Annotated in this window: 25 protein-coding genes; 13 read left to right on the top strand and 12 right to left on the bottom strand. The window is 44.7% G+C overall.

Translation table 11 applies throughout. The annotated features are described in order from the left end of the window. The first annotated feature begins 136 nt into the window (after nucleotides 1–136). The gene (locus L2744_RS13755; protein WP_248992441.1) at nucleotides 137–700 is read left to right on the top strand and encodes a NapC/NirT family cytochrome c; all 564 of its coding nucleotides are present in this window, start codon (nucleotides 137–139) and stop codon (nucleotides 698–700) included. Nucleotides 701–773: 73 nt separating this feature from the next. Here the strand turns inward: L2744_RS13755 and L2744_RS13750 are convergent, their stop codons facing one another. Next, the gene (locus L2744_RS13750) at nucleotides 774–1,070 is read right to left on the bottom strand and encodes a DUF1145 domain-containing protein (protein WP_248992440.1); all 297 of its coding nucleotides are present in this window, start codon (nucleotides 1,068–1,070) and stop codon (nucleotides 774–776) included. After that, nucleotides 1,054–1,731 carry a 16S rRNA (guanine(966)-N(2))-methyltransferase RsmD gene (gene rsmD / locus L2744_RS13745; RefSeq protein ID WP_376711950.1) on the bottom strand — a complete coding sequence of 226 codons (678 nt, stop codon included), beginning with the start codon at nucleotides 1,729–1,731 and terminating at the stop codon, nucleotides 1,054–1,056. The genes L2744_RS13750 and rsmD overlap by 17 nt, the downstream gene beginning before the upstream one ends. 216 nt (nucleotides 1,732–1,947) lie before the next feature. Here rsmD and ftsY point away from each other — a divergent pair, with 216 nt between their 5' ends. The 4 genes from ftsY to rpoH all read left to right on the top strand — a co-directional run bounded on the left by ftsY (nucleotide 1,948) and on the right by rpoH (nucleotide 6,168). Continuing rightward, nucleotides 1,948–3,393 (top strand): signal recognition particle-docking protein FtsY, encoded by a 1,446-nt coding sequence (gene ftsY, locus L2744_RS13740; protein WP_248992439.1) that lies wholly within the window; start codon nucleotides 1,948–1,950, stop codon nucleotides 3,391–3,393. Nucleotides 3,394–3,396: 3 nt separating this feature from the next. Next, nucleotides 3,397–4,113, top strand: a complete 717-nt coding sequence (gene ftsE, locus L2744_RS13735) for a cell division ATP-binding protein FtsE (protein WP_248992438.1) — start codon at nucleotides 3,397–3,399, stop codon at nucleotides 4,111–4,113. Further along, entirely contained in the window at nucleotides 4,110–5,075 is a 966-nt protein-coding gene (ftsX, locus tag L2744_RS13730; RefSeq protein ID WP_248992437.1) for a permease-like cell division protein FtsX, read from the top strand. Before ftsE ends, ftsX begins: the two co-directional genes overlap by 4 nt. Nucleotides 5,076–5,310: 235 nt before the next feature. Further along, nucleotides 5,311–6,168: an RNA polymerase sigma factor RpoH gene (gene rpoH, locus L2744_RS13725; RefSeq protein ID WP_248992436.1), complete on the top strand. Its 858-nt coding sequence runs from the start codon at nucleotides 5,311–5,313 to the stop codon at nucleotides 6,166–6,168. A gap of 150 nt (nucleotides 6,169–6,318) precedes the next feature. On the opposite strand, the gene menE is transcribed toward rpoH, so the two are convergent. From menE to L2744_RS13700, 5 genes are all read right to left on the bottom strand, one after another. Beyond that, on the bottom strand, nucleotides 6,319–7,734 hold the full coding sequence (gene menE / locus L2744_RS13720; protein WP_248992435.1) for an o-succinylbenzoate--CoA ligase: 1,416 nt from the start codon (nucleotides 7,732–7,734) through the stop codon (nucleotides 6,319–6,321). A 1-nt stretch (nucleotide 7,735) separates the two neighbouring features. Then, nucleotides 7,736–8,830 (bottom strand): o-succinylbenzoate synthase, encoded by a 1,095-nt coding sequence (gene menC, locus L2744_RS13715; protein WP_248992434.1) that lies wholly within the window; start codon nucleotides 8,828–8,830, stop codon nucleotides 7,736–7,738. Nucleotides 8,831–8,857: 27 nt separating this feature from the next. Beyond that, complete coding sequence (gene menH / locus L2744_RS13710) at nucleotides 8,858–9,649, bottom strand: 2-succinyl-6-hydroxy-2,4-cyclohexadiene-1-carboxylate synthase (RefSeq protein ID WP_248992433.1); 792 nt, start codon at nucleotides 9,647–9,649, stop codon at nucleotides 8,858–8,860. Continuing rightward, nucleotides 9,649–11,370, bottom strand: coding sequence for a 2-succinyl-5-enolpyruvyl-6-hydroxy-3-cyclohexene-1-carboxylic-acid synthase (menD, locus tag L2744_RS13705; protein WP_248992432.1), 1,722 nt, complete (start codon nucleotides 11,368–11,370; stop codon nucleotides 9,649–9,651). The genes menH and menD overlap by 1 nt, the downstream gene beginning before the upstream one ends. 183 nt (nucleotides 11,371–11,553) lie before the next feature. Then, a complete protein-coding gene (locus L2744_RS13700; RefSeq protein ID WP_248992431.1) occupies nucleotides 11,554–12,522 on the bottom strand; it encodes a LysR family transcriptional regulator in 969 nt (322 codons plus the stop codon). 411 nt (nucleotides 12,523–12,933) lie between these two features. On the opposite strand from L2744_RS13700, the gene L2744_RS13695 reads away from it, so the two are divergent. The 4 genes from L2744_RS13695 to nrfD all read left to right on the top strand — a co-directional run bounded on the left by L2744_RS13695 (nucleotide 12,934) and on the right by nrfD (nucleotide 15,581). Next, nucleotides 12,934–13,410 carry a hypothetical protein gene (locus L2744_RS13695; RefSeq protein WP_248992430.1) on the top strand — a complete coding sequence of 159 codons (477 nt, stop codon included), beginning with the start codon at nucleotides 12,934–12,936 and terminating at the stop codon, nucleotides 13,408–13,410. Between the two features lie 77 nt (nucleotides 13,411–13,487). Further along, the gene (locus L2744_RS13690) at nucleotides 13,488–13,952 is read left to right on the top strand and encodes a cytochrome c3 family protein (RefSeq protein ID WP_248992429.1); all 465 of its coding nucleotides are present in this window, start codon (nucleotides 13,488–13,490) and stop codon (nucleotides 13,950–13,952) included. A gap of 4 nt (nucleotides 13,953–13,956) precedes the next feature. Continuing rightward, nucleotides 13,957–14,643, top strand: a complete 687-nt coding sequence (locus tag L2744_RS13685) for a 4Fe-4S dicluster domain-containing protein (protein ID WP_248992428.1) — start codon at nucleotides 13,957–13,959, stop codon at nucleotides 14,641–14,643. Beyond that, nucleotides 14,640–15,581 (top strand): cytochrome c nitrite reductase subunit NrfD, encoded by a 942-nt coding sequence (gene nrfD, locus L2744_RS13680; protein WP_248992427.1) that lies wholly within the window; start codon nucleotides 14,640–14,642, stop codon nucleotides 15,579–15,581. Before L2744_RS13685 ends, nrfD begins: the two co-directional genes overlap by 4 nt. A 279-nt stretch (nucleotides 15,582–15,860) precedes the next feature. On the opposite strand, the gene L2744_RS13675 is transcribed toward nrfD, so the two are convergent. Beyond that, nucleotides 15,861–16,292, bottom strand: coding sequence for an Lrp/AsnC family transcriptional regulator (locus L2744_RS13675; protein ID WP_248992426.1), 432 nt, complete (start codon nucleotides 16,290–16,292; stop codon nucleotides 15,861–15,863). A gap of 245 nt (nucleotides 16,293–16,537) precedes the next feature. Here L2744_RS13675 and yjeH point away from each other — a divergent pair, with 245 nt between their 5' ends. Beyond that, nucleotides 16,538–17,800: an L-methionine/branched-chain amino acid transporter gene (yjeH, locus tag L2744_RS13670; protein ID WP_248992425.1), complete on the top strand. Its 1,263-nt coding sequence runs from the start codon at nucleotides 16,538–16,540 to the stop codon at nucleotides 17,798–17,800. Nucleotides 17,801–17,918: 118 nt separating this feature from the next. Here yjeH and L2744_RS13665 read toward each other — a convergent pair whose 3' ends face one another. Then, the gene (locus L2744_RS13665) at nucleotides 17,919–18,374 is read right to left on the bottom strand and encodes a tellurite resistance TerB family protein (protein WP_248992424.1); all 456 of its coding nucleotides are present in this window, start codon (nucleotides 18,372–18,374) and stop codon (nucleotides 17,919–17,921) included. A gap of 97 nt (nucleotides 18,375–18,471) precedes the next feature. Next, nucleotides 18,472–19,002, bottom strand: a complete 531-nt coding sequence (locus L2744_RS13660) for a DUF2780 domain-containing protein (protein WP_248992423.1) — start codon at nucleotides 19,000–19,002, stop codon at nucleotides 18,472–18,474. Nucleotides 19,003–19,190: 188 nt separating this feature from the next. On the opposite strand from L2744_RS13660, the gene L2744_RS13655 reads away from it, so the two are divergent. Further along, nucleotides 19,191–19,898 (top strand): hypothetical protein, encoded by a 708-nt coding sequence (locus L2744_RS13655; protein ID WP_248992422.1) that lies wholly within the window; start codon nucleotides 19,191–19,193, stop codon nucleotides 19,896–19,898. Nucleotides 19,899–19,932: 34 nt separating this feature from the next. Further along, nucleotides 19,933–21,387, top strand: coding sequence for a DUF4145 domain-containing protein (locus L2744_RS13650; RefSeq protein ID WP_248992421.1), 1,455 nt, complete (start codon nucleotides 19,933–19,935; stop codon nucleotides 21,385–21,387). Between the two features lie 13 nt (nucleotides 21,388–21,400). Here L2744_RS13650 and L2744_RS13645 read toward each other — a convergent pair whose 3' ends face one another. Beyond that, a complete protein-coding gene (locus L2744_RS13645) occupies nucleotides 21,401–21,736 on the bottom strand; it encodes a hypothetical protein (RefSeq protein ID WP_248992420.1) in 336 nt (111 codons plus the stop codon). Between the two features lie 371 nt (nucleotides 21,737–22,107). On the opposite strand from L2744_RS13645, the gene L2744_RS13640 reads away from it, so the two are divergent. After that, nucleotides 22,108–23,979 (top strand): methyl-accepting chemotaxis protein, encoded by a 1,872-nt coding sequence (locus tag L2744_RS13640; protein WP_248992419.1) that lies wholly within the window; start codon nucleotides 22,108–22,110, stop codon nucleotides 23,977–23,979. A 116-nt stretch (nucleotides 23,980–24,095) separates the two neighbouring features. Here L2744_RS13640 and L2744_RS13635 read toward each other — a convergent pair whose 3' ends face one another. After that, nucleotides 24,096–25,067, bottom strand: coding sequence for a LysR family transcriptional regulator (locus tag L2744_RS13635; protein WP_248992418.1), 972 nt, complete (start codon nucleotides 25,065–25,067; stop codon nucleotides 24,096–24,098). Nucleotides 25,068–25,178 lie beyond the last annotated feature (111 nt).

The raw sequence follows: 25,178 nt of genomic DNA, 5'->3' as shown, positions 1-25,178 counted from the left end.
TTAGAGCCATGTCTCATTTTGCGCTTTTAAGTTTAATTTAATGGGTGTTTTTCGGCTTAGAATCAAATTTCTAATAAGTGAAATAACATAAACTAGTCTTATAAAAACTAATTTTAGCAATTTTGGAGATAGAGTAATGAACTGGCGTGCACTCTTTAAACCTAGCGTAAAATATTCAATTCTGGCGCTAATGGTCGTCGGTATTGTTATCGGCGTGGTAGGTTATTTCGCAACCCAACAAACCTTACATGCGACAAGTACGGATGAGTTCTGTATGTCCTGTCACAGCAACCATTCACTTAAGGATGAAGTACTGGCATCTGCCCATGGTGGTGGTCGTGCGGGTGTGACTGTTCAGTGCCAAGACTGTCACTTACCACATGGTCCCGTGGATTATTTGATTAAAAAAATCATTGTATCTAAAGACTTATATGGTTTCTTAACTATTGATGGTTTTAACACACAAGCTTGGCTGGATGAAAATCGTAAAGAGCAAGCCGATCTGGCACTCAAGTATTTCCGCAGCAATGACTCTGCTAACTGTCAACACTGCCATACTCGCATCTATGAAAACCAGCCAGAAACCATGAGCAAAATGGCTGTCAGAATGCACACCAATAACTTCAAGAAAGATGCAGAAGCCAGAAAAACCTGTGTTGACTGCCATAAAGGTGTAGCTCACCCCTATCCAAAAGGATAATAGGTTTTAACAATTTGTTATTTAGCTAAAAAGCCCTCTTTTGAGGGCTTTTTGCTGCCTGGATTATAACTCTTCATTGCTGATAATTTTCCTGCGCATTTGTCGTCGCTAAAACACGTTGACGATAAACTAACAGGCTAAAAATACCGAAGATAAACACTTGCAGATAATCTTTTTTATTTAGCGGCAGCAAGTTCTTAAACAGCATATGGAAGATTGCCACTTGGAAGCAATGCATCATGCTGGTAATCCCAAGCAAAATATTCAAAATAATCGCTACATTACCGTCAAATGGTATGATGAGGTTATAGATCATCATCAGCCAAGCAACTAGCGTAATGGTTTTGCCTAAGTTAATCAGCAAGGGCATGGTTTTCCTCTTCTATCTTAGCCGTGTCTGCATCTTGATATTGATATAAACGGTAGCTCACTTGCCCAGCATTCTTTTCTTTTAAGGCCTGCCAGCAAGGTGGAATGGCGAGCTGGGATAATTCAGACTCGATTTCGACATAAATCAAAGCGCCATCATTGAGCCAGTCATGGGTGTCGAGCAGTTGAATGGTCTTTTCAGCTAAACCTTTACGAAAAGGAGGGTCGATAAACACCACATCAAAGCCTTGCTCGCAGCCCCTTTGCAGCACCACTAACGTATCGGCATTGAGTACTTCGGCCTTGTCACATTTTAGGGTCTGTAGATTGTCTTTTAACTGCATGGCAGCGGTGCGTTGCAACTCGATAATCTTGGCAAAGCTGGCATAGCGAGATAATGCCTCGAAGGCCAGTGCACCACTACCACCAAAACAATCGAGCACACGAGCATTCACTATGTCATTGGCAAGCCAGTTAAACAGTGTTTCCCGTACTCTGTCTGTTGTTGGACGTAAGCCATCGAGATCCTGAATAGGTAAACGACGCGAACGCCATTGCCCAGCAATGATCCGCACTTGGCCTGTGCCCAGTTTATTTTTGGCAGCTGGATTTTTGGTCGCACTATGTTTGACCGCACTATGATTGGCCGCTCGGTTCTTAATCAAAGCTCCCCCGTGATTTTGCCTGAAGAAAGAAAGTGGTAGACTATGCCACCTTAATAAAGACCGCTATTTTATATCAAAGTCTCACGAAAAGGTGAGAAGGCTAAGAGAGCTTAGCTAATTGCTGACTTTTTGGGCGTAATTGCCAAGGTAATCTGGTATAACATCAGGGTCTTATTCAAAATTCAATACTGAAGTAGAGCGCTGGAATCACACATGGCAAAGAAAGGTTTATTCTCTTGGTTTCGTAAAGATAAGTCACAAGATGAGGTTGTCGCTGAAACTCCAGTCGTTACTCCAACACAAGATACTGATGCAGCACAGCCTTTGGAGCAGGAACAAACAGAGGCGCAACGTTTGGCTGCAGGGGCCGAAGGTCAAGCTCACACCGAAAAACAGGCTTCGGAACAATTCGCTGTCGAACAAGCACAGATAAAAGCCGAAGCAGAGCAATTTGCCCTAGAGCATGCGCGAATTGAAGCGCTGGACTTCGCTAAGCAGCAAGCCGAAGCAGCACGTTTGGCCGCAGAACTACTCAGGGCCGAAAAGCATACCGCAGAGACGTTAGCCGCCGCACAGTTAGAAGCAGAGCAACGTATCGTAGAACAATTGGCAGCACAGCAGTTAGCGGCCGAGCAAGCCGCTGCAGAGCAATTAGTTCAAGCCGAAGCTGAACAAACCACTGAACCTGTCACCGAATTGCAGCCAGAGCCACAGGCAAGGCCAGTGAAAGAAGGACTATTTGCTCGCCTTAAACGCGGCTTGATGCGCACCAGTGAAAACATTGGTAGTGGTTTTATTGGCCTATTTCGCGGCAAAAAGATTGATGATGATCTATTCGATGAGCTTGAAGAACAGTTACTGATTGCTGACGTTGGCGTCGAAACTACAACGCGATTAATTAAAAAGTTGACCGAGCATGCATCACGTAAGCAGCTTAAAGATGCTGAGGCTCTATATGATTTACTGCGCGATGAGTTGCAAAAAACACTCGATCCCGTCGCTATTCCGTTAGTGCCCGACAATGCCAATGGCCCATTTGTGATCTTAATGGTCGGCGTCAATGGTGTGGGTAAAACTACCACTATCGGCAAATTGGCTAAACAATATCAAAGCCAAGGTAAATCGGTGATGTTAGCCGCCGGTGATACCTTCCGCGCAGCAGCGGTAGAGCAATTACAGGTGTGGGGACAACGCAACGATATTACCGTCGTCGCCCAGCATACTGGCGCGGACAGTGCCTCAGTATTGTTCGATGCACTGCAAGCCGCGAAGGCGCGTAAAGTAGATGTGTTGATCGCTGACACTGCTGGTCGTCTACAAAATAAAGCCCACTTGATGGAAGAGTTAAAGAAAGTTGTGCGGGTGATGAAGAAACTCGACCCAGAAGCGCCACATGAGGTTATGCTGACACTGGATGCGAGCACGGGGCAAAATGCCATCAGTCAAGCGCAGTTATTCCAAGAAGCCGTGGGTGTAACGGGTCTTACTATCAGCAAGTTAGATGGAACGGCTAAGGGTGGCGTGGTATTTGCGATTGCCGACAAGTTTAACATTCCGATCCGTTACATAGGTGTCGGTGAGCAAATTGATGATTTGCGGACCTTTAATTCAAAAGAGTTTATCGATGCCTTGTTCACTCAAGAAAAAGCGGATAGCTAATTTATGATTGATTTTCAGCAGGTCAGTAAGATTTATCCTGGCGGCCAAATGGCGCTGGAAGATGTCAATTTTCACCTACAGCAAGGTGAAATGGCATTTTTAACCGGCCACTCGGGTGCGGGTAAAAGTACGCTGTTGAAATTGATCACCGTTATCGAACGGGCGACAACGGGTCGAGTCGCGATTAACGGCCATGATATTGCCAAAATTAGTGCTAAGCATGTGCCTTATTTACGCCGTAATATCGGCATGATTTTCCAAAGCCATCATCTGTTGATGGACCGTAGCGTGTTCGACAACGTGGCTCTGCCTTTGGTGATTGAAGGGTTTTCCCACGGAGAAATCCGTAAGCGGGTGGCTGGTGCACTCGACATGGTCGGTTTATATGGCAAAGAACGCCATAACCCAATTATGTTGTCTGGTGGTGAACAACAGCGTGTGGGCATCGCCCGTGCGATTGTGAACAAACCCCCTTTGCTGCTCGCCGATGAACCTACGGGTAACTTAGATCCCAAATTATCGATGGATATTTTGCGTCTGTTTGAAACCTTTAACGATGCGGGCACTAGCGTATTAATTGCTACCCATGATCTGGGGCTGATTGCGCGGATGAAGTACCGCACTTTCACCTTAAAACAAGGCCGAATGTTGGGCGCACAAGAGCTCCACCATAGCGTGCACGCACGCAGTGCGCCGACCAATAGAGGTGAAGGGCAATGAGCGATAAAGCGAAGTTAACCCGCAGTAAATTGCCGATATCGGGTCGGATTGTGATGTTTTTTATCCGGCACGCACAGCAGGCAATGGCGAGTATGGGCGAGCTGTGGCGTAATCCCGTTTCATCGGTAATGACCATGGCGGTGCTGGGCGTGAGCTTAAGTTTACCAGCAGCACTACAGGTCTTAGTTAAAAACGCTGAGACTATTACCAGTTCATGGAACAGCGCCGCAGAGATCTCATTATTTATTGATGAAAATCGCAGTGAGCAAACGATCCAGAGTCTGCTAACGCGCATCCGTACTTACTCCGAAGTGGACAAGGTGCAGTATATCGATCGCAACCAAGCCTTAGAGGAGTTCCAGCGTCTATCTGGCTTTGGTGAAGCCTTGGCTTACCTTGATAAAAATCCACTCCCAGCCGTTATTACTGTGACACCTACACCGAGATACTCCACCCCTGTGGGAGCACGTGAGCTATTAACTAAATTAGAGCGTGAACCAGAAATTAGCTTTGGCCGCCTAGATATCGAATGGCTTGAGCGTTTACAGGCGGTAGTTCGCTTGCTCGAACGTACTGTGATGGCGATTGCCGCTTTACTGGTATTGGCCGTCGTGCTGGTTATCGGTAACACGATTCGTTTGGCGATTATGAACCGCCGTACCGAAATAGAAGTGATGAAATTAGTGGGAGCGACCGAGTCTTTTATCCAGCGACCCTTCCTTTATACCGGTATTTGGTATGGGGTCATTGGTGGCATATTAGCTTGGATTATTATTAATTTACTCGTTTGGTATCTCGACTCGGCGCTCGCTGAGTTGTTGGGTTTGTATGGCAGCCAACTTGAAATGAAATCACTCACATTATTAGAGCTGCTACAATTAGTGGGGTTAGCATCCTTCCTAGGCTGGTTGGGTTCGTATTTATCCGTACGACAACATCTGCGGGCAATTGAACCTTCTTAGTTATCAATAAATTAAATCTAGAATGGATAGGCAAAAAACGTTAACGATGAACTTTTGTTCACTTGCAATGTCTACTCAACGGGGTTAAAAGTAACCCCCTAGACGGGCGAAGGTTGACATACTCTGTCAATTAGCCGATAGTTCGTCAGCCTATTCTTGGCGGTATTTTGTAATAACCCAAGAATACAATCGACTTATATTTGATAAGTATTTAGTAAGAAAAGTAGGAGCGCGAATGACCTTTCAAACGCAATCAATGGCACTGACAGTCCCACGGGGCAGTAGTAGTCTAGAAGCTTATATCCATTCAGTGACTAGCATCAGTATGCTCGACGCTGAGGCTGAGTATGAGTTAGCCAAGCGTTTGCAGGAAACCGGTGATCTGCAAGCGGCGAAGCAACTGATTATGTCGCATTTACGCTTTGTTGTGCATGTCGCAAAAGGCTATTCAGGTTATGGTCTGCCACAGGCGGATTTGATCCAAGAAGGCAACATTGGTCTGATGAAAGCGGTAAAACGCTTCGATCCCAATGTTGGTGTGCGTCTAGTGTCCTTTGCTGTGCACTGGATCAAAGCAGAAATTCATGAATATGTGCTGAAAAACTGGCGTATTGTTAAAGTCGCAACCACTAAAGCACAACGTAAGTTGTTCTTTAACATCCGTAAAGCGAAAAAACGCTTAGGTTGGTTTAGCGATGAAGAGGTCACTATGGTGGCTGAAAATTTAGGTGTGTCTAAGGCAGATGTGACCGAAATGGAATCACGTATGGCAGCCCAGGACCCCGCTTTTGATTTGACCAGTGATAACGATGATGAGCAGGATTTTGCCCCAGTTCATTATCTTGAAGATCATTCGTCAGATTTAGCCGAAAACATCGAAAACGACAACTGGGAATCCAATGCCCAAGGTCGTTTATTGTCAGCGATCAAAACCTTAGACGAACGCAGCCAGCATATTCTGCGTGCCCGTTGGTTAGATGACAATAAAACGACGTTGCAAGAATTGGCAGAGACTTACCAAGTGTCGGCTGAGCGTATTCGCCAGCTTGAAAAAAATGCCATGAACAAGCTAAAAGCCTGCATGGAAGCCTAAGCTGCGTCACGCGAAAGTGACTTAGCCATAAAAAAACCTGCTACGGCAGGTTTTTTTATGGCTGAAATAATCCACTTTTAACAACAGGTTATTCCCAGTGCATTAATTTATAGAATAGGAGCTACTTTTATAGTTTCAATTCTTGCAAATTTAGCCTTTTCTTATTTCATTAATTAAGGTTTTTCTATTCACCTTTAGCCCAGTTTGCTCACTACCTTCAGGCCAAGGGTAATAGCGGCGTGGGCGTTTGAAACGGGCGATTTTATCGGCGAGAAAGGATTCGAGTTCGCCAGTTTTAGTATGCAAATCATGGGTTATACTGCCGCGAATGATGGCTGCGGGTAGATTGCCAAATTGTGCATCAGGTTCAGCAAAGACGATGGCATCGTCAATAAGAGGATGCTGCTTAAGTGCCGCCTCAATTTCTTCTGGCTGGATATTTTCGCCGCCGCAGATAAACATATTATCGATGCGACCAAGAATTTTTAGGTTGCCATTTTCGTCCCATTCACCTCGATCTTTAGTATAAAACCAACCATCTTGATCAACGCAAGGCTGGATTCCTTCCGAGGTAAGGTAGCCCATAAACAGACATTCGCCGCGCACCCAAATCACATTATCTTCTATTTTAAGTTCGCGCTTGGGGAGTAACTTACCACTGTTACCATCACTTAAGGCTGGGCCAGTAGTGATTTGTGAGCCCATTTCCGTCATGCCGTAACTGGTGAAACTCGCAATATTGCGCTGCTTAAGCTGTTCGAGTAAATCGACAGCGATAGCGCCGCCGCCGAGTAGCAATGCTTTGATACTTTCAAGTTTCGTATTTTCGTCCGCCAATAACTTGATAAGTTGGGCGGGCACTAAAGAAACATGGGTTAGTTTATCGCGCGCTATCTGCTGGTTTAGGCTAATTGCTTGATCTGGCATGACCACACTGGCAGCGACTAAGGCGCACCGATTAAGAATGGCAAGGCCGCCGATATGAAATAAAGGTAGAGAGAGTAGCCAAGCATCGCCCTTTTCTAAAGGGATTAAACTGCGTGCACCTTCGGCATTGGCAATATGATTGGCTAGGCAATGCACGGCTGCCTTGGGAAAACCACTCGAGCCTGAGGTCAAAATCACATTAGTTGGGCGATTAAAATCTATCGGCTTAGTTAAGCTAGTGCTAATAAGATTGAACTGTAACTCTAAGCGACGGCAATGCCGCGGCGCCGTGTCACTCGTTGGGCTCCAATAATAACCAACTTGATGGGTATCGATTAAGGCTTGAACTTGCATGGTTGGGAAACGTGGCGAAATCGGGAAAAATATCGCACCGATATCGATACAGGCCCAATATAGGCAGATCATTTCAAGGTTATTGATTGAAATACAGGCGACAGGTTCGCCTTCTTTAATACCCGATGCGGTTAATTGCTCACCAAGGGCGATAATATGCTGGCTTAGCGTCTGATAATTGATGTCCTGTCCAGTCAGCTTAATGGCTGTTTGCTGTGGAAAATCCCTCGCAGCTCGGTGTAGGGGGGATATCGCGCTTGATACAGATGCAGGGACGAATGGCACGTTACTCGTCCTTTGTTTCTGCAAACTCGCTATCACTTTCCGTTTCTGTCTGGGCGACGTGCTGCGCGATAAGCTCAAGTTGCTGGAGTGTCAGGCACTGGGTTTTACCCGATGAAATGAGTAAATCTTGGCTAAAGGCATTTAAGGTATCCAGACCAGGGATTTCATCCGGGGTGAGGATTGTGGCTAAATGTGCCAAATCATGGATACCTAAACTACTCTCAAGGCTTGAACTTAAAATACAGCGCACGCCATGGCTGTGCGCTGTGTCGATTAAATTGGATAGTTTTTCGAGACTACCGAGTAGCATAGGCTTGATAATTAGCGCTGTGAGTCCTTCATGCATCTCAAATTGATATTCAGGATCATTTAGCGACTCATCTAAAGCATAGGGCAAACCGATGGCTTGATAAAATGCCATATTATCCTGTGGGTTCTGGCAAGGCTCTTCGATATATTCGATGGCGTCTAAGGGCAAGCAAGCGGCAAATGCGATGGCTTGTTCTAGGGTAAGGCCACGGTTTGCATCTAAACGTAGTTTAAGATCTGGCCGTGTACCTAAAATGCCATAAATTAAACTCAGCTCATCCTCGATTGAGGTCTGCCCAACTTTCACTTTTACTGAGTGAACATCCATGCTGAGGTTAGCAATTTTGTTAGCCAGCAGTGCGTTACTTGCATCGGTTGGATGATAAATTAAAGGTATTGTGGTGCTTTGTGGCCTAACAGTACCGAGTTTACCCATTAATTTTGCATGCAGCAGACTTAAGCCGAAGGCCAGTGAAGGATAAGGACTTTGTTCGGAAAACTCGATAAGTTTATCGATGTTTTGCCCGCAGAGCTGGGGTAATAACTCAGTTAGTGCAGTTTGCACTTGGGTAAGGCTTTCACGGCTAAATCCTATGATATCGTGCTGGTCAATATCGATACCTGATAGTGGGGCAATATCAACTTCAACCTGTTGGTATTGATCGTCAGCACTGGTGCAGGCTTGCAAGACTAACCCTACTCTGTGGTCGATTCGTTGCTTACCCACGGGGAGCAATGTCTCGAGTGGCAGTCGGTATTGATACAAGCTAAGCGACGTTAAAATCATATGCTTCCTACATTCTTATTCGGTAAATTACCCTAACAAGGCCACTATTTTTGAGATTAATGCAGTGGGTGCCATTTGATGTATGTTGTGCCCTGCACCGTTAATGCTATGGACGAGAATGGGGGCTTGCAGTTGCCATTTTTTGGCAATTGCCGAAAATTTGGTATCTTCAGTGCCAGCAAAAAAATGGCACTCACAGGTTAATTGTGAGGGTAAATCCCACATTGATGCCTGTCGGGCAAGTGAAGTGGCTAGGTATATCTGTTTTAGCTTTTGTTTGGGATGCTGATCTAATACGCTTGCCCGTAAATCAATAACACTTTGGCGCTTAGCTGTTGTCATATCGGCAAAAACAGCCTGTTGATACCACAAGGCCAAAAAATCCCGGTTGCTCAGTCTGATTAAACGCTCAGCCCATAGTGCATCATTCGTGGATCTGGCGGTTTTTTCTGCCAGTAATTCAAGCCCTGGATGACATGATTCGAGATTTAAACTCAGTAGTCTTTGGGGATGTGCCTTGGCAAGGTGTAGGGCAATACGACCGCCGAGGGAATAACCATAGAGGTGGAATCGGTCAATATGAAGACCATTAAGCCGCGCCATAACATCTTCGACGCATTGACTAAATCCATCATCCAATTCGGTTGGCGCTAACTCCCCTTGATTATCACCATGGCCAGGTAGATCAACACAGATACAATGAAAGTACTGGCTCAGTGTGGGCATTAACGGTAGCCAGTCGGCCTTAGTGCCCAAAAAACCGTGCAGTAACACTAAGGTCGGCAGTGACGTTTCACCGTAGCGGGCTAGGATTGGCATTAGCTTTGTTTCACCCAAAGATTGAGCGCTGCGATTTGGTCGCTGGCTTGTGTTTTACTCACATTGACTTCAATGATAGAAGCCCCCTGAAAATCCAGCGCTTCGTTATAGCTATCTAGGAAATCGGCTAAATTATCCACTTGATTATAAGGCAAATTAAACATGGCTGCGGCGTACCCAAATTCTAAGCCATGGCTAAGTCGATAATAGTCATTGCGAACTTGTTCATTAGGGACTGGCAGTAAGTTGAAGATATTACCACCATCATTATTGAGGATAATGATCACCAATGGGCTGGTTAAACTGCGAGCAATAGCAAGGGAGTTAAGATCGTGCAATTGGGATAAATCACCAATGATCAAACTGGTGGGTTTACCTTCGTGGGCTGCAATACCACAAGCCGTTGCGAGTAGACCGTCAATTCCCGAGGCGCCGCGGTTAGTATAGGTGGTAGCGGTACAGCAACTTACAGGGGCATACATATCGTACAAACGTACAGGTAAGCTGTTACCAATAAAAAACTGCTGTTCTAAGGGACGCGTATTAGCGATGGCGCGTACGACCTGTGCTTCACCAAACTCGCCATGGTCGATATTGCGAACAAATAAGTTATGTAATTCATCGTTATAGGTAATTAACGTATTTGCCCAGTTCGCGGAGGAGGAGCGATACCAATTTAATGCTGCAAATTGCGCGGCATTCGCATGCCAAACGTGTTTAGCATTGTGGCTCGGATCGAGCCTGTCCTGCTCGGGCAGCACTTGCCAGTAACTGTGCCAGTTCTGCTCTGCTAAATAACCTATCAAGCGTTTTGATAATAAGCGGCCACCGAACACCAGCACGCGATCCGCTTCTTGCAAAAGATTACGTGCCTTTGGATGTTGCAGTAGTTGATCAATATTTCCTATCGCAGCGGGGTGTTGGCGCAGTTGTGATTGTGCATCTGTGAGTAGAGGCCAGCCGATTTTTTGTGACAGGGCAATGAGCTGTTGTGGATCTTGTTCAGGTGTTAATGTGCCGGCAACAATCACCCCTTTACCGTGGACAAAACGCATTATGGCATCGTCGCTCGGACTGCTAAATTGCTTATATTTACCGTATTGAGTGTAAGGGCGTGACAGTTGCAGCCAAGTTTGTAAGGGTTTGAGGTAGGGCGATTCAGTATCGAGAATGGCTGCCCCTAGTTCACTTGGATACAAAGGTTCACGGTACATGCAGTTTATGTGCACCGGACGAGTTTGATTCGCTAGTGCTTCATCAACGGTTGTCAGTAAGGCCTGTGGCGCTATATGCACATCGGGTGTGGGTAAGTTAACTTGCTTGGCGTAATGAGCAAAAATACCGGGCTGAACTATGGCTTGGTTTGCGCCGCAGTCGAGTAATTCTGGCGGACGATCGCCACTCAAGACGATCAAAGGAACATGGGTCAACCAAGCTTCAACAATCGCGGGATACAAGTTGGCGACGGCAGTACCTGAGGTGGTAATGATAGCGACTGGTGCACGGCTTGCTTTCGCAAGACCTAAGGCCATAAACCCTAATCCACGTTCATCGAAATGTAAGTGACGTTTAAGCTTTGTTTGTTCGGCTGCAGCGAGGGTTAAAGGTGTTGAGCGTGAGCCCGGCGCCATGCATACATGTTGCACCCCAATACGTGCAAGTTCCTCAAGAATAAGTGCGCCCCAAATAAGATTGAGTGTGGCTGTATTTTCGGTCCGCATAACTGAATCTATTAGGATAAAGATGGGCTTAGTGTAACGCGTTTACGCCGCAAGATGTATGCTTGGTTTAACAAATCTTGGGCGTATTAAATGGTGGGAGGTGGGGCCTAAGCTTAGGCATAAGACGCCTATCACCTCTTGTATCGGTGGCTTGTCGGTTGACTGTGTTTCGCTATCACTAGGCTAGATAATACGGTCGACGATTTTTTTAATTTCTCCACTTAACCATACTAAATCTTCATTGAGTGCATTGGGTTGATTTTTTTGTACTAAAAAAATCGTTGGTGCTTCGGTATCTGCATACAGACGTTCGGCTTCATACTGGGATAGTTGGCACGTATGTAGGTCAGGAATATCACTCACCATTTCGTAGACTACCCGATAAGGCAATAAAGAGACGGCATTACTTTCGCCAAGATATTCAAACAAACTTGAAATACTAGTAATGGTAATTTCAGTATTGAGTTTAATGCCATTTGTTATGCAAAACTCTTGATAAGGGCTCAATCTTGTACTGGGATTACCAAGATCCGTATTGACATAAGGGTATTCGGCGATGGTTTCTAAGGTGATTTCCCGTTTAAAAATAGGATGATGTCTACTAGCAATCAGATAGAGTTTATCCATGTGTTGCAGTGGTGTCGTTAGAAGCTTATCGCCAAATGCGGCGATATCGGCAACACTTTTATTGCAACAAATACCGAGAGTTGTATCACCATTAATAATGTCTTGAGTCGTATGCATAGACCAAGGATTAATATTTATGTGCATGGGTTTCTGCTCTTCTTTAATAGCCTGCATCAAGGCTTTAGGAAAGGCATAGGCAATTAATCCAGGTGCTGCAATTTCAACATGTGTTTTAACTTGACGAGTATTTGCCATTCTGGCTTTTTGGAACTTATCCGTACACTCAATAGCTTCTTTAGCAATTGGATATAAATGAGTAGCAAACTCATTTGGAAATAAACCGTATTTGCGTCGAATAAATAACTCGTCGCCAAAAATTTCCCGTAGGTTTTTAAGGCTACGGCTTATTTTAGGTGCTGGAATGTCTAGAGCCTTCGATACGTAGGTTGCTGACTTGTTCTCATATAATGAAACAAGTATTTTTAAACTCAGAATATCGAGGCTATCCATGTTACTAATATGCATTTTTTATATTCCTTAATATTGAGTAAATACTTAAAGCAACGCCTAATTATGATGCTAGTTAATAAACTTATATGTGAAATTAATCCCAAGTTTAGGATCTAGAGTTTATCTATGTGTATCAACTGGTTTGTATTTACTTTTTGTCTATTTAAAAAGCCTTTTTATTAAAATTAGGAATTTTAATAAATGATATTTACTTACTTTAATTTCAATTGTTGAATTATCACATATTAATATCTGCATTTAAGATTTTCATAATACGCCAATGTGATTTGTTTGGTAAATTGTTGTTTATATTTAAATTGTTATTTGCAAGTGTGATGGTAGTCAAGAAAAGATAAGTGTTTTCAAATAATACTGAAGTTGCTTTAAATGAGATAACAAAAAATAAATTAGTTTTTGGAGGCGTGTATGAATACTTCAGTCATTCTCAGCTATGCGTTTATGTACTTCGTGCTATTCGTAGCAGTACCATTCGTATTTGTGATGTTTGTCATGACTTGCATTAAGTTTTTTAGAGCAGATCCTGACGAAGCCGCACATCATGAGATGAAACTTAAACCAGTGCTGTTTGATAAACAAAGTTTTAATTTTTTTAAATCATTAAAAACAGTTGTCGAAGGTAAATACGATGTTTGTTGTAATGTACCGTTAGACACTGTATTTGAAATGGACCACCATGATACAGAATTAAATCACGACTGCCGGCTCGATTATGTATTAATCGACCATGACTCATCTGAAGTGAAAATGGTTATCAGTGACTCTGGTAAAGAAACCAACTCACCACTGAAAAAACTGTTTACCAAATTCAATATCAGTTTTATTGAAATGAACCCGCATAAACAGTGGGATACTCAGAGTCTTAAGCAAGCTTTAGCAGTGTGAACTTGACCGTCGGGTTCGGAATTATCCGAGCCTTGACTCCTTCTTTACCTTCCTACGGATAAATGTGAGGACTTCCTATGTCCAAAAGACAATGGCTGTGGTCGTTACGCTTAGGTGCTGCTGCGTTGCTTTTAAGCTTCTCTGCAATGAGTGCTGAGCCAGCCAATCAAATTAACAGTGATGCTTGCATGAAGTGTCACAAGCGTAACGGTCAAATGTTAGGGCATCACGGCCAAGATGCGATGAAAATGAGCTGTTCTTCCTGCCATGGAGAAAAGGGTGACCACCCTAAAAAACCAAATGATATGGTGGTCTTTGGTATGCAAGAAGCGTCGGATCTGCCGGTTCAGCTTCGTGTATGTCAGAAGTGCCATACCAAGAAAAAACTCAGTGAAGCGGATTGGACACATAACGTACACGCTAAAAAAGTGCCTTGTGCTGCCTGCCATAAATTACATAGTCCAACGGATCCAATGGCTGATATGACGCTAAAGGTTCGCAGTGAGCTGTGTAGCAGTTGCCACACTGGCAAGCAGGAGTAAGGTTATGGAAAATTCAAAAAGAAGATTTCTTAAAGGTACCTGTGCTTTATTAGCGGGTGCATCTGGCGCCTCACTTCTCGCCACAGTCAATGCATCGGGGAGCGTTAAAGCAGAACCTGATGTGAAATATGCACTTATCCATGATGAAACTAAGTGTATTGGCTGCCGAGCATGTGAAGTGGCATGCCGTGAAGTGAATAATGTTCCCGAAGGTGTTACTAGGCTGGAAATTAAGCAAGCGGGCCCCTTTGGCGAATATCCTAATCAGTTCTATCACTTTAGTCGCAAGTCTTGCCAGCATTGTGAAGATGCGCCCTGTGTGAATGTATGTCCAACGGGTGCCGCGTTTATTGATAAACAAACGGGTATCGTTTCTGTAGATGCGTGGAAATGCGTAGGTTGCCAATATTGTATTGCGGCTTGTCCTTATCAAGTTCGCTTCATTAATCCTGTCACCCGTGCGGCGGATAAGTGTGATTTCTGCCGAGAAACTAACCTGGCTCAAGGTAAACAACCTGCCTGTGTTGCTATTTGTCCAACAAAAGCTCTCGTGTTTGGTAATTTAAAAGACCCGACTTCTGAGGTTGTTCAAGTTCTGCGGTCTAATCCAACCCAGCGCGCTAAGGTTGATCTCGGAACGAGACCTAAATTGTTCCGTATCGTTGCAAAATCTGGGGAGGTGACATTATGAGCGCACTGCATTTTGATACCTTAGTCTGGCATTGGCCGATTGCGATCTACTTGTTTTTAGCCGGTGTTTCAGCTGGTGCTATGTTTTTTGCCGTGTTGTTAAAACATTTTGTGCTTAAACATAACGCCTATCAGTCAGGTTTTGTGCAAGCTGCATGTATTGTGGCTCCCGTTGCCGTAATGGCAGGGCTTGGCATTTTGGTACTGGACTTAACTAAGCCGTTCGATTTCTGGAAGATTCTGGTGTTTTACAACCCCACTTCTGTGATGTCGATGGGTGTGCTTATTCTGCTGATTTACCAAGTGTTTATGTTTATGTGGATAGGTATTACTTTCCGCAAACCTGTCGATGCTTGGTGCGAAAAGCGTTTCCCGATAGTGCTTAAGTTGACGGCACTCTTAGCTCGCTTTGAGGCGTCAACCACTGGCTTGTTAGTGATTTTCTCCCTCGCACTTGGGGCTTATACAGGGTTCCTATTATCGGCTTTACCTGGGTATCCAATGCTGAAAAACCCAGTGTTGCCTTTGCTGTTCTTGGCATCGGGACTTTCTTCTGGAGCGGCATCTGCTTTACTTGGTGGCGTACTGCTGAAGGGTAGCCCTAATGGTAAAGAAGTACATTTTATCCATAAAGTAGAAATTCCACTGATCCTAGTTGAGATTGTGCTGATTTTTACCTTCTTTATGGGCTTAGTGTTAACCGGTGGACAAAGTAAAATTGCCGCCTTTAATGCCATTGGCTATGGCTTCTGGGGATGGGTTTTCTGGATAGGTATCGTCGGTCTTGGTTTATCTGGACCATTAGCGATGAATCTATTTATGACAGCAACATCTAAGCGTAAATGGGCCTATGTGGCGGGTACAGCGTGTATTAGTTTGATTGGTGTGCTGTTACTGCGAAACTTTATCCTCTACACCGGGCAAATGACAATTGCCTAACAGGGCAGAATAGGTTGTTAGCAAGTATACCAATACGAGTGTTAAGGAATTCGGCGGATTGCTAAAAGCAGTGTCTAAAGGAAAACACTGTGAGATAACCCCCCTAGTAGCAATGACTGAACTATTGGAGATTGGTTATCTCGCGTGATCCGCTGTCACAGGGAGGTCGCTGGGAAAGGAATCCATATTTTATACTTAGGTATTTTGCCCTGCCTCCACAAGGGCTTCGCCACCTTTATTCCTTAGGGGTGGCGCTTCTTGTCGGGGGCAAAACTCGATTTATTCCCCTAAATTATTGATCCACTCACTCATCACTATATGGGTTTTGATTTTGATTATATCCGTATGAGCATCAATATATTCACGGATTTCATGTAAACGGCGCATTGATGGCGTTTGGACATAAACCAGTAAATCCATCTCCCCAGAAATGCCACGGCAGGTAATGACTTCAGGAATTGCTTGGAATACATGCACCACGTCGGCACAGCGTGAGCATTGGTGTTGGATCTCAAAATAGGCAGATACACCTTCCTTTTGCGATTCGCTCAAGAGTACCTGATAACCGCGGATCACTCCCGACAGCTCTAATTTCTTAATTCGCTCTGCAACGGCACTACGGGAAAGACTCACTTGCTCAGCAATATGTGACACGCTCTGGCGTGCATCTTGGCGTAAACAGTTAATGATTGCGGTATCGAACTTATCCAAGTTGGGCTCCGAAATAAGTGTGTTTTAGTTGTATATGCAATTTAAAATCTTACTATCTCCTGGTGTTACAACGTGAAATTTCAACCCATATTCAGCCATTCGATTTGTCACAGTGATTTTGATGGCAAATCCTGTATTTTGCCGACATTTTGCCTGAATTTGGTATCAATAACACGGAAATTAACGGCAGATTGTAGCGCATAATCTCATTATACTGACGGTTCAAAAACCACTGAATATTAACGATGAATGCAAATAGCGGAACTATAGGTCGTTGGCAAGGGGCTGGCTTAATGGCGACCACCTTATTGGGTACTGGGGTATTTATTTTGCCACAGATCACCATAGAAAAAGCCCACTCCGGTGCACTTGTGGCCTGGTTGTTATTGACCTTAGCCATTATTCCGGTCGCTTTAGTGTTTGGCCGTTTGGCGAGTGTTTTCCCCCATGCGGCAGGTCCTGCCTATTTTGTTGAAAAAGCGTTTGGCCGCACGGCGGGGCGTACTATTGGTCTGATTTTTTTGCTGGTGGTGCCCATTGGTGCTCCTGCCGCGATCTTGATGACTTTTCAGTTTGTGAATGCACTTATTCCGCTAGAAGGGTGGGCTAAGGTTGGCTGCGAAATTCTGGTGATATTGGGATTATTTTTACTCAATTTACGGGGTATTCAAGTGTCAGCCAAACTGCAATTTGGTTTAACCCTGTGCATCGTTGCCGTGGTGGTGCTGTTGTTTGGTGCTACTAGCGTACAGCCGGGGCAACTGACTTCGCTCGCAAGCCATGGTATGCCGCAAATGTCGACGGTAATGGTTGCTGCTGGCATCGCTTTTTGGAGTTTTTTAGGCATAGAAGCCATGACCCACCTCGCCGATGATTTTCGGCGACCACAGCAGGATATGATCCCAGCAATGATGATGGGCACTATGCTCGTGGGAGTGATTTATGTTGCCTGTACCTTCTTAATTTTACTCGTGCCTACAGATCAAAGTGTTGCCATGATAGGTGTATTTGATGAATTGCTCGGTGGGTATGGTGCTCAGGTTATTGGGGTTTTAGGCATTGCCAGTGGCCTTGCAACGGTAAACGTTTATGCGGCGAGTGCTGCACGTTTGATCTGGAGTTTTAGTTGCGATGGGATTTTACCGCGCTTCTTCGCGGTAAAAAATAACCATGGTGTTCCAATCCGTGCATTGGCGGCATTACTCTCAGTAATGGCGAGTGTGATGGTATTAACCTATCTTACTGGTCAGCAATTGGAGCATCTGATTGCTTGGAGCAACGGTGTTTTTGTGATTATTTATCTGATGGCTATGCTGGCTGCTGCCAAATTATTACCGAAGCAAAACTTACCCTTAGTCATATTAGGTTGTGGTTTCTGTTTTGCACTAGGAATCGCATTAGGTGCTAGCATGGCCTATGTGTTGGTATTGATAATAGTCGCCGCGCCTTTTCTTTGGTGGCAAAAGACGCATATAAGCCGCAAGCAAAGCTTACTGATCCCCGACTAATTTGATTGCTCTAGCCAATAAGCCCTAAGTGTTCGATTTTTGTGGAGCATTTTAGGGCTTTTTTGTGACAAAATACTTGAATTAAATATAGGTTAAAAATTGATTTTATTGACTATTTTTAGATTTGTGTCGTTTTAATTGCAAGGTTGCGCATCTGGATGAGTTCACTGTGTTTAAGATGCAGCAAATCGGCAGTACGGCGAATAATTTGGTCTTCGTATTGGGATAATTGTCCATCTGCATAAGCCAGTTGCCACATCGCCAGTAACAGTTGTTGCTTTTGCTCTAGGCTAAATTCGTCATTGATAGCGCTTGTAAATTCAAAGAGTGATGTTGCATTACCTTGCACACTTTTAGCCTCATCTATGAGTGCGTTAGCATCGTCATTTGTCATCGACAGCGTTTCAGTAAGGAGTTTAGGCAATAGTGCTATTTCTTCTGCGGCTAATGTTTCATCCGCAAAAACCACTTCTAGTAACATACTGGCTGCGGCTAATTTAAGCTGATGAGCCTTATCTTCAGGGGAAACTGCTTGAGCGTGTGATTGAATAAATCGTCTTAATTTTGCAATCATAAAAAGGCTGTTCTCATGCTAGAGGGGATACTAAATAGAGTGATTTAACTTATGAAAGTTCACCCTAAACCATGGTGGTTTAGGGTAGTCATTACCATTAGAGCAAGGAATTTAGGCCTTTCATTAGTAGATCCGATGTGCCTTCAGTACCATTGGTTTCAAGGTATGACTTAGCAATATTGATCATTGGTATGGCTAGTTCTTGTGAGATCCCCAGTTTTTCGAAGGCATCTAATACCATAGCGCCACCTTGGAGTGATGAACCGAGATCGCCCGCCTTTGATAACAAACCTGATACGCCAGAGTTAGCGTTAAGTTTAGGCGCCGCGGCTAATAGACTATCGGCATTAGGAATACTGGCAGCCAGTTGTGAGTAGTCGTTTGAACCAAGGCTTGATTGGGCTAAACCTAATAAGCTACCTAATCCACCTTCTGCTTGGGTTTGGTTTAAGCCCAGTTGAGACATCACATTACCCACGAGTTCATTCGATTGGGTTGCATTGGCAGTTGCGACTACTTTTTCTGTTTTGGATTGAGTGCCAGCCAGATTGTCTAACCATCCGGCACTGGTCGGGGCGGCCATAATACAAGTGCTGAAGAGAATGGCTAGTGTGATGGAGTGTTTCATATTAAGGCGTCCTTTAAGGTTTTGCGCACAATTAAGGGACAGTTTAACGGCTTTGTCGCAGTTGTTGCAGTAGTTTTCTGTGATTTCCTGTTCACACTGGTGATTTCTGCTGTGCATTGGTCAGGGATTTTCGGTATCCTAGCGGCAATTCTCTGTGTTAATTTATTTCAATTATTTTGGAAAGTCGTATGTCACTATCCGCAATTTTGACCGAAGCCTATAACTTTTTCCGTAATCATCTCGTGCAGCTTGCCATGTTGACTGTGCCACTGCTGTTAATCCAAGTGGGTATCCAGCTATGGCTTGGGGTCGAGATGAGTAAAGCCGATCTAGAAAATCCTCAGTTTGGCGCCCCACATATGTTCGCTATGATGTTGCTGCTTCTCACTTTTTCAGTATTGATTGCCGGCTTAACTTTATTTCTAGAGCTGCGTTCCCAGGGACATAATCCCTCAGCTGGCATAGTATTGAAGGCGAGCTTACCTTTCGTGCCGCCGTTATTACTGGCTGGGGTGTTTTCTGGTTTAGCGATTTTAGCTCCCGTCATGTTATTTGCGGCCTTTGGCCCAATGTGGCTTGTGGGATTGGTGATTAGTTTTTATCTTTTTGCCCGTTTAGCCTATGTGAACTTTATGGTGGTGGTTGAACGCTTAACGCCACTCGAGGCCATTAAGGCAAGTTTTAGTTTTAGTGGCCCTATTGTACTGAAAACCATAGCATTATTAATGCTGTATTTACCTCTAGCCGTGATTGGCAGTCAGTTGTCGGGTATTGCGGCTATGGGGGGGCTACCTCTACAAATGCTGGCGGATACTTTTATGTCCTTCATTGGCTTATTCGTTAACTTGGCCTTATTCCGTTTATATATGGTGTATAAAAAGCCTAGTGTTGAATAAGGCAAACTAACGCTCCCTGTAGAGGTAAACATTGATGGCGACTAAGGCTGTGATAAAGGATAGTGATTTTATCCAAGGTTTCTCAGCCAGTCTTGTTGATGATTACCTCAGCGCGAAAAATTATGTCAAGGATGTACCGACTCAGTCATTACTGCATATTCGCAGTTTTACCCATAAGCTCACCGAGTTGCTGGGGCAAGATAAGCATCTTGTGTTTTCGAGCCCCAATTTGTACGACCGCATCGAGCAATTAAACCAAAAACGCCTCATTGATGTTAAGACCACCCGTGCATTGCACCGTTTGCGTGCTGACGGTAATCGTGGCGCCCATCCCGAGAAATACCACCTTACCCAAGAGCAGTTGCTCGCGTTAGCCCAAAAGTCGATTAAAGATGTGCTGGCATTAGTTGAGCATTTATATCCTAAGGTAGCAGGACAGAATCCACCCGAGTACCAGTATGAAGCGAGCGACTCTGTAACAGTTAAAGATCTCTGTTATCGCGCAGTTATGGAGGATGATCCTAAGGCGCAATATTTAGTGGGGATCTCACTTAAAACGAAAGCTTTGATGCTTAAAGATCAGGAGCTTTCCTGGGCCGATCAAGCTGATGATGTTTTGGTGGAACATGGTGAGCTAACCAACAATGTTAGCGCCAAAGCTGCCGATACTTTCGCTAGGGCGGCTTATTGGTTTGCCCTTGCTGCACCAAAGAATATGGAAGCCTTGTACGAGCATGGGGTTGCACTGATCCATGGTTATCAAGGCGCGCCGGATATTGTTAAAGGAGAACAAGCCATTGCTAGTGCTGCCGAGGCGGGTGTCGTCAACGCGATGGCGCTTTTAGGTTATTTTTACTTAGTGGGCAGTGAGTCATTGGATCAGGATTTACAGTTGGCGCAACAATATTTACAGCGCGCTGCCGATGGCGAACAAGCTGAAGCGATGGCAAATCTTGGTGTACTACATTATCAGCGTAATGATTTAGCCCAAGCCTATCATTTTATTAATAAAGCCGCACAGGCAGGTTATCCCCATGCCCAATACCATCTGGCACTTATGCTCGCCAATGGCGATGGTTGTACACGGGATCCCATCGTAAGTGAATATTGGATGGCCGAAGCTGCAGAGCAGGGACAACTAGATGCCATGTTTATGCGGGCGCAACATATGCTCAATGATGATAATGCTTTTGGTAGCGATTTAACCCAAGCGGAGCATTATTTGCGGGAAATGATTAAATATGGTCATAGCGTACCTGCAATGATTGAACTGAGCATGGCTTTAGCCGATGGTATTTTGGGGAGAATTGATGTTGTCGGTGCTGCGGCATTGTTGAATTTAGCCCGACGCCACGCCAATGAAAAAGAGGCCGATATTATCGAACCTCTTTGGCGCTCATTGGCGTTACAAGTTGACAAGGTACTTGAAGTTACAGAAGATCCCGCTGAGATCCACAGCCTTAAACGTGCACAGACTTTACTCGCCTAAATCCTTCATTAAATTAATGCTCATCCTCTTGATGCTCAAAAGTGCGCCCTTGATGACGAGTTGCGTGCGGTTCACGAGTTATCTGGGTTGAAGTATAACTTTTTGATTCAGAGGTTTTATTTTCTCTTGCCTGCGTTTGTGCTCGATTAAATTTTGCCAGTTGTCGCGCCACATAAATACGGCTAAATAACACTAAGCATGCAAGTGCAATAGCACCGAATAAAAGTACAAAAGGGAGTAAGAACAGCGATAGGCAGATAAGGGTGACACCGATCGCCATCGCTAACCAAGCCCGTGGGCCAGAAATTCGGGTCTGCATTGGGCTCTGTTGGAACTGTTGATAAATCATAAGAACTCCTAAATAAGCAGTGGACGTTCAGTGTGCAATAAAAAAAAGCCATGGGTCACGTTAAATTTGGTTAATTTACGTTCTTTTACGCCCACCGATATCGCCTTGTTGTCACTTTTTATTAAATGTAAATATTACCCACAAGATATGTATTTATCTTGATTTTATTAGTTGATTTCATGTTCTATCTGAATGGTAGATCATGATTCTAAAAGTGATTTCTTTGTTTGCTATACAAAACATGCGAAAATTCTGCCTAATTTCTGATCGGTTTTCTGCCGCCGATGCAATTTTATTGCAATGGGTTAGCGATACCGATTGGTCTGCTTAGCCATCCCTTGTTTTGTGCTTTATTAACAATAGACGCCAATATGAACTCATACTCGCTCAAACAGAAAATCCTCATTTCGGTGGTGATAGCCCTTTCGCTCGTGATTGGTTTATTGTCATGGCAAGGTTATTCCAGCCAAAAATCCATACTATTACAGAACAGTCTCGAGCAAGTGCAGCGTCTAGGTGATCAACAGGCGGAACGTACTCAAGAATGGCTCTCTGGGCGTCAAGATATTGTTGGAGCACTCGCAAGCAAGGTTGAGGGCGATACTCTAAATACACTGCAACAGGCCCAAGTATCGGGTCGGTTTCAACTGACCTATTTTGGCGCCAATACGGGGAAAATGTTGGATTCAGATCCAAGTATCGACCGTACGGGTTACGATCCGCGCAGCCGCCCTTGGTATCAGCAAGCGATTAAAGAACGCGGCCTTATTCTAACTAAACCCTATATGGATGTGGCCTATAACATCTTAGTGGTGACTATGGCACAAGCGATTCCTGCAGGCGTTGTTGGTGCAGATTTATCGATTGCAAGTCTGGTGGACAGCGTGAATCGGATGAAGTTACCCGCAGACGGTTATGCCATTATGATGCACAAGGATGGAACTGTTATTGCCTATAAAGATCCCAATAAGGCGATGCAACCGATCAGCAATATTGACAGCGATCTAAACCATAATCTACCCGAACAAAGCCGTAAGGCGGGCGCGTTGTTACCTATGTACTTCGAACATGAAGGCCGTGACAAGTTAGTTTGGGCCGTTGATATACCCAATACTGATTGGGAGTTGGTATTAGTGCTCGATAAGGAAACCTTAGAAGCGCCGCTCGCCCGTTTGTTATTGATGCAATTGGGATTATCGGCATTAGTGTTATTGCTAAGTGTGTTGGCGATCTCTTGGCTCGTGAATATGCTTTTAGGTCCTTTGAGCCGAGTATCTCAAGCCCTAGCGCGCATCGCCGATGGTAATGGTGATTTGACCCAGCGTATTGAGGTCGACACTCAAGATGAAGTGGGCGTACTCGCCGACAGCTTTAACCGTTTTGTGGGTAGTCAGCATCAACTGATCAGCCATATTCGTCACTTAGCCACCGAGCTAGATGCGGATGCCGAACGCAGTCTCGCGACCACGCAAACCTCGGTCGCGGAATTACAACGTCAGCAGCAGGAGGTCGCTATGGTTGCCACCGCAGTGACTGAAATGGCGAGTGCCACTAATGAAATTGCCGCCAATGCTGAGAATACCGCGACAGCGGCGCAGCAATCGGCAACGAGCAGTTTACAGGGTAAAGAGTTAGTGCATAAAACCCGTAACTCGATTAACTCACTGGCCAACGAAGTCTCTCAAGCAACCGATGTGATTGGTGATTTAAGCCGTCACGCTCAGGCGATTTCAGGTATTTTGGCAACGATTCAAGGGATTGCAGAGCAAACCAACTTATTGGCGCTTAATGCCGCTATTGAAGCTGCCCGTGCTGGTGAGCAGGGGCGTGGTTTTGCAGTGGTAGCCGATGAAGTTCGAGTGCTGTCGCGTCGTACTCAAGATTCGACCCAAGAAGTTCACACCACGATAGAAACATTGCAGCGCACCACCGCAAGAGCGGTGATTTTAATGGAGAGTAGCCAAGCACTTGCAGGTAATAGTGTAGAAGATGCCAACGCAGCGGCGAAAGCCTTAGAAGAAATTACCCAGGCCGTAAATGTCATTTCAGATATGGCTGGGCAGATTGCCACTGCTGCGGAAGAGCAAACTCAAGTAACGGGTGAAATCACTCAAAATACCGTAGCGATTAAGGATGTAACCGATGAGATCACTGCCTCAGCTATGGCTGACTTAGCTCAGGCTAAGGCGCTTAAAGCGCGTGCAAACGATCTTAATGCCCAAGTCGCAACCTTTATCCTTTAAGCACTATTTTTAAATGCTAGATTGATACTAAGCCCGATAATGCTTTTGCTTTATCGGGCTTTTTATTAGCAGGAACGGCATATATTACTTTTAATATCTTACGATAATTTAAGATGTTAGCTGATATCGAGCGGATTAAACAGTTTGGCGACACTGCGACAAATAGTCTCTCTGATCCACTTGTGACCTTGGTCTTCATCATTACGTTGATGCCACAATAGCACATAGGCCATTGGCATAAATTCAAAGGGTAAGGGTAATTGTTTTAACGGATAAAGTTGGCAGGCATGGCGAGCAAAACTTGAGGGTAGAGTAAAAATTAAATCACTGTGGGCGCACACGCTGGCTGCACCATAAAAATCTGGCACTGTAGTACTGATTTTGCGCCTATGGCCGAGATCCGCAAGAAAGTAATCCAATGCCCACCAATCACTACCTTCGCAGCGCACTTGTGCATGGGCCATATCGAGATAAAGTGATAAATCCCATTGCGCTGACATAAGGGCTGCCATTAATGGGTGATCTTCTCGAACAAGGCACACTTGCTGATCGGTAAACAATGTTTGGCAGGCAATGCCTTCGGGTAGTCGGTCTATCTGTGGCTCTGAAAGTGGGTGTAAGTCGCGGCCAGAAATCCCAAAATCAATTTGCCCTTGCTGTAGATCATGCATGGATTTTTCAGTCCAGACGTAGGAATCCAGCTTGATATTGGGCGCTGTGTTCAGTAATGGGCCAATAAAATAAGGGATTAAGGTTTCGTAGGCGCTTTCTACCATAGCAAAGGAAAACTGCCTGTTGCTGCTTGCTGGATTAAAGGTAGGGGGTTGGGTTAGTTGATACAGATCCTGCAAAATATTGGGCAGTTTTTGCCCGAGATTCAGGGCATGCGCCGTCGGTTTTAGACCGTGGGCGGTACGTTGGAATAGGGGATCATCTAAGGTTTCTCGAAGTCTATTCAGACTCTTACTTAGAGCCGATTGACTAATATGCAGTCGGCTAGCGGCGCGAGTCACACTTTGTTCTTCGAGGAGAACTTTGAGTATGACCAGTAGATTGAGATCGATTCTGGCTAAGTTGTCTAGGTTCATAGATATTCCTAAAAGGAAATTCACTTTGGAAATTATACCATTTCTGTTCATACCTTGATTTATTTAAAATAGCGCCCACTGAAATACTTTTTACTGTTTAACTGAGATTAT

This window comes from Shewanella profunda (assembly GCF_023283765.1).
GTDB classification, from domain to species: domain Bacteria; phylum Pseudomonadota; class Gammaproteobacteria; order Enterobacterales; family Shewanellaceae; genus Shewanella; species Shewanella profunda.
This window is presented reverse-complemented; position numbering and strand designations above follow the sequence as displayed.

Excerpts from the sequence above, each read along its gene's own strand:
- L2744_RS13755 (WP_248992441.1), top strand. The coding sequence starts at position 137 with ATGAACTGGCGTGCACTCTTTAAACCTAGCGTAAAATATTCAATTCTG.
- L2744_RS13750 (WP_248992440.1), bottom strand. The coding sequence starts at position 1,070 with ATGCCCTTGCTGATTAACTTAGGCAAAACCATTACGCTAGTTGCTTGG.
- ftsY (WP_248992439.1), top strand. The coding sequence starts at position 1,948 with ATGGCAAAGAAAGGTTTATTCTCTTGGTTTCGTAAAGATAAGTCACAA.
- ftsE (WP_248992438.1), top strand. The coding sequence starts at position 3,397 with ATGATTGATTTTCAGCAGGTCAGTAAGATTTATCCTGGCGGCCAAATG.
- ftsX (WP_248992437.1), top strand. The coding sequence starts at position 4,110 with ATGAGCGATAAAGCGAAGTTAACCCGCAGTAAATTGCCGATATCGGGT.
- rpoH (WP_248992436.1), top strand. The coding sequence starts at position 5,311 with ATGACCTTTCAAACGCAATCAATGGCACTGACAGTCCCACGGGGCAGT.
- menC (WP_248992434.1), bottom strand. The coding sequence starts at position 8,830 with ATGATTTTAACGTCGCTTAGCTTGTATCAATACCGACTGCCACTCGAG.
- menH (WP_248992433.1), bottom strand. The coding sequence starts at position 9,649 with ATGCCAATCCTAGCCCGCTACGGTGAAACGTCACTGCCGACCTTAGTG.
- menD (WP_248992432.1), bottom strand. The coding sequence starts at position 11,370 with ATGCGGACCGAAAATACAGCCACACTCAATCTTATTTGGGGCGCACTT.
- L2744_RS13700 (WP_248992431.1), bottom strand. The coding sequence starts at position 12,522 with ATGCATATTAGTAACATGGATAGCCTCGATATTCTGAGTTTAAAAATA.
- L2744_RS13695 (WP_248992430.1), top strand. The coding sequence starts at position 12,934 with ATGAATACTTCAGTCATTCTCAGCTATGCGTTTATGTACTTCGTGCTA.
- L2744_RS13690 (WP_248992429.1), top strand. The coding sequence starts at position 13,488 with ATGTCCAAAAGACAATGGCTGTGGTCGTTACGCTTAGGTGCTGCTGCG.
- L2744_RS13685 (WP_248992428.1), top strand. The coding sequence starts at position 13,957 with ATGGAAAATTCAAAAAGAAGATTTCTTAAAGGTACCTGTGCTTTATTA.
- nrfD (WP_248992427.1), top strand. The coding sequence starts at position 14,640 with ATGAGCGCACTGCATTTTGATACCTTAGTCTGGCATTGGCCGATTGCG.
- yjeH (WP_248992425.1), top strand. The coding sequence starts at position 16,538 with ATGAATGCAAATAGCGGAACTATAGGTCGTTGGCAAGGGGCTGGCTTA.
- L2744_RS13665 (WP_248992424.1), bottom strand. The coding sequence starts at position 18,374 with ATGATTGCAAAATTAAGACGATTTATTCAATCACACGCTCAAGCAGTT.
- L2744_RS13660 (WP_248992423.1), bottom strand. The coding sequence starts at position 19,002 with ATGAAACACTCCATCACACTAGCCATTCTCTTCAGCACTTGTATTATG.
- L2744_RS13655 (WP_248992422.1), top strand. The coding sequence starts at position 19,191 with ATGTCACTATCCGCAATTTTGACCGAAGCCTATAACTTTTTCCGTAAT.
- L2744_RS13650 (WP_248992421.1), top strand. The coding sequence starts at position 19,933 with ATGGCGACTAAGGCTGTGATAAAGGATAGTGATTTTATCCAAGGTTTC.
- L2744_RS13645 (WP_248992420.1), bottom strand. The coding sequence starts at position 21,736 with ATGATTTATCAACAGTTCCAACAGAGCCCAATGCAGACCCGAATTTCT.
- L2744_RS13640 (WP_248992419.1), top strand. The coding sequence starts at position 22,108 with ATGAACTCATACTCGCTCAAACAGAAAATCCTCATTTCGGTGGTGATA.
- L2744_RS13635 (WP_248992418.1), bottom strand. The coding sequence starts at position 25,067 with ATGAACCTAGACAACTTAGCCAGAATCGATCTCAATCTACTGGTCATA.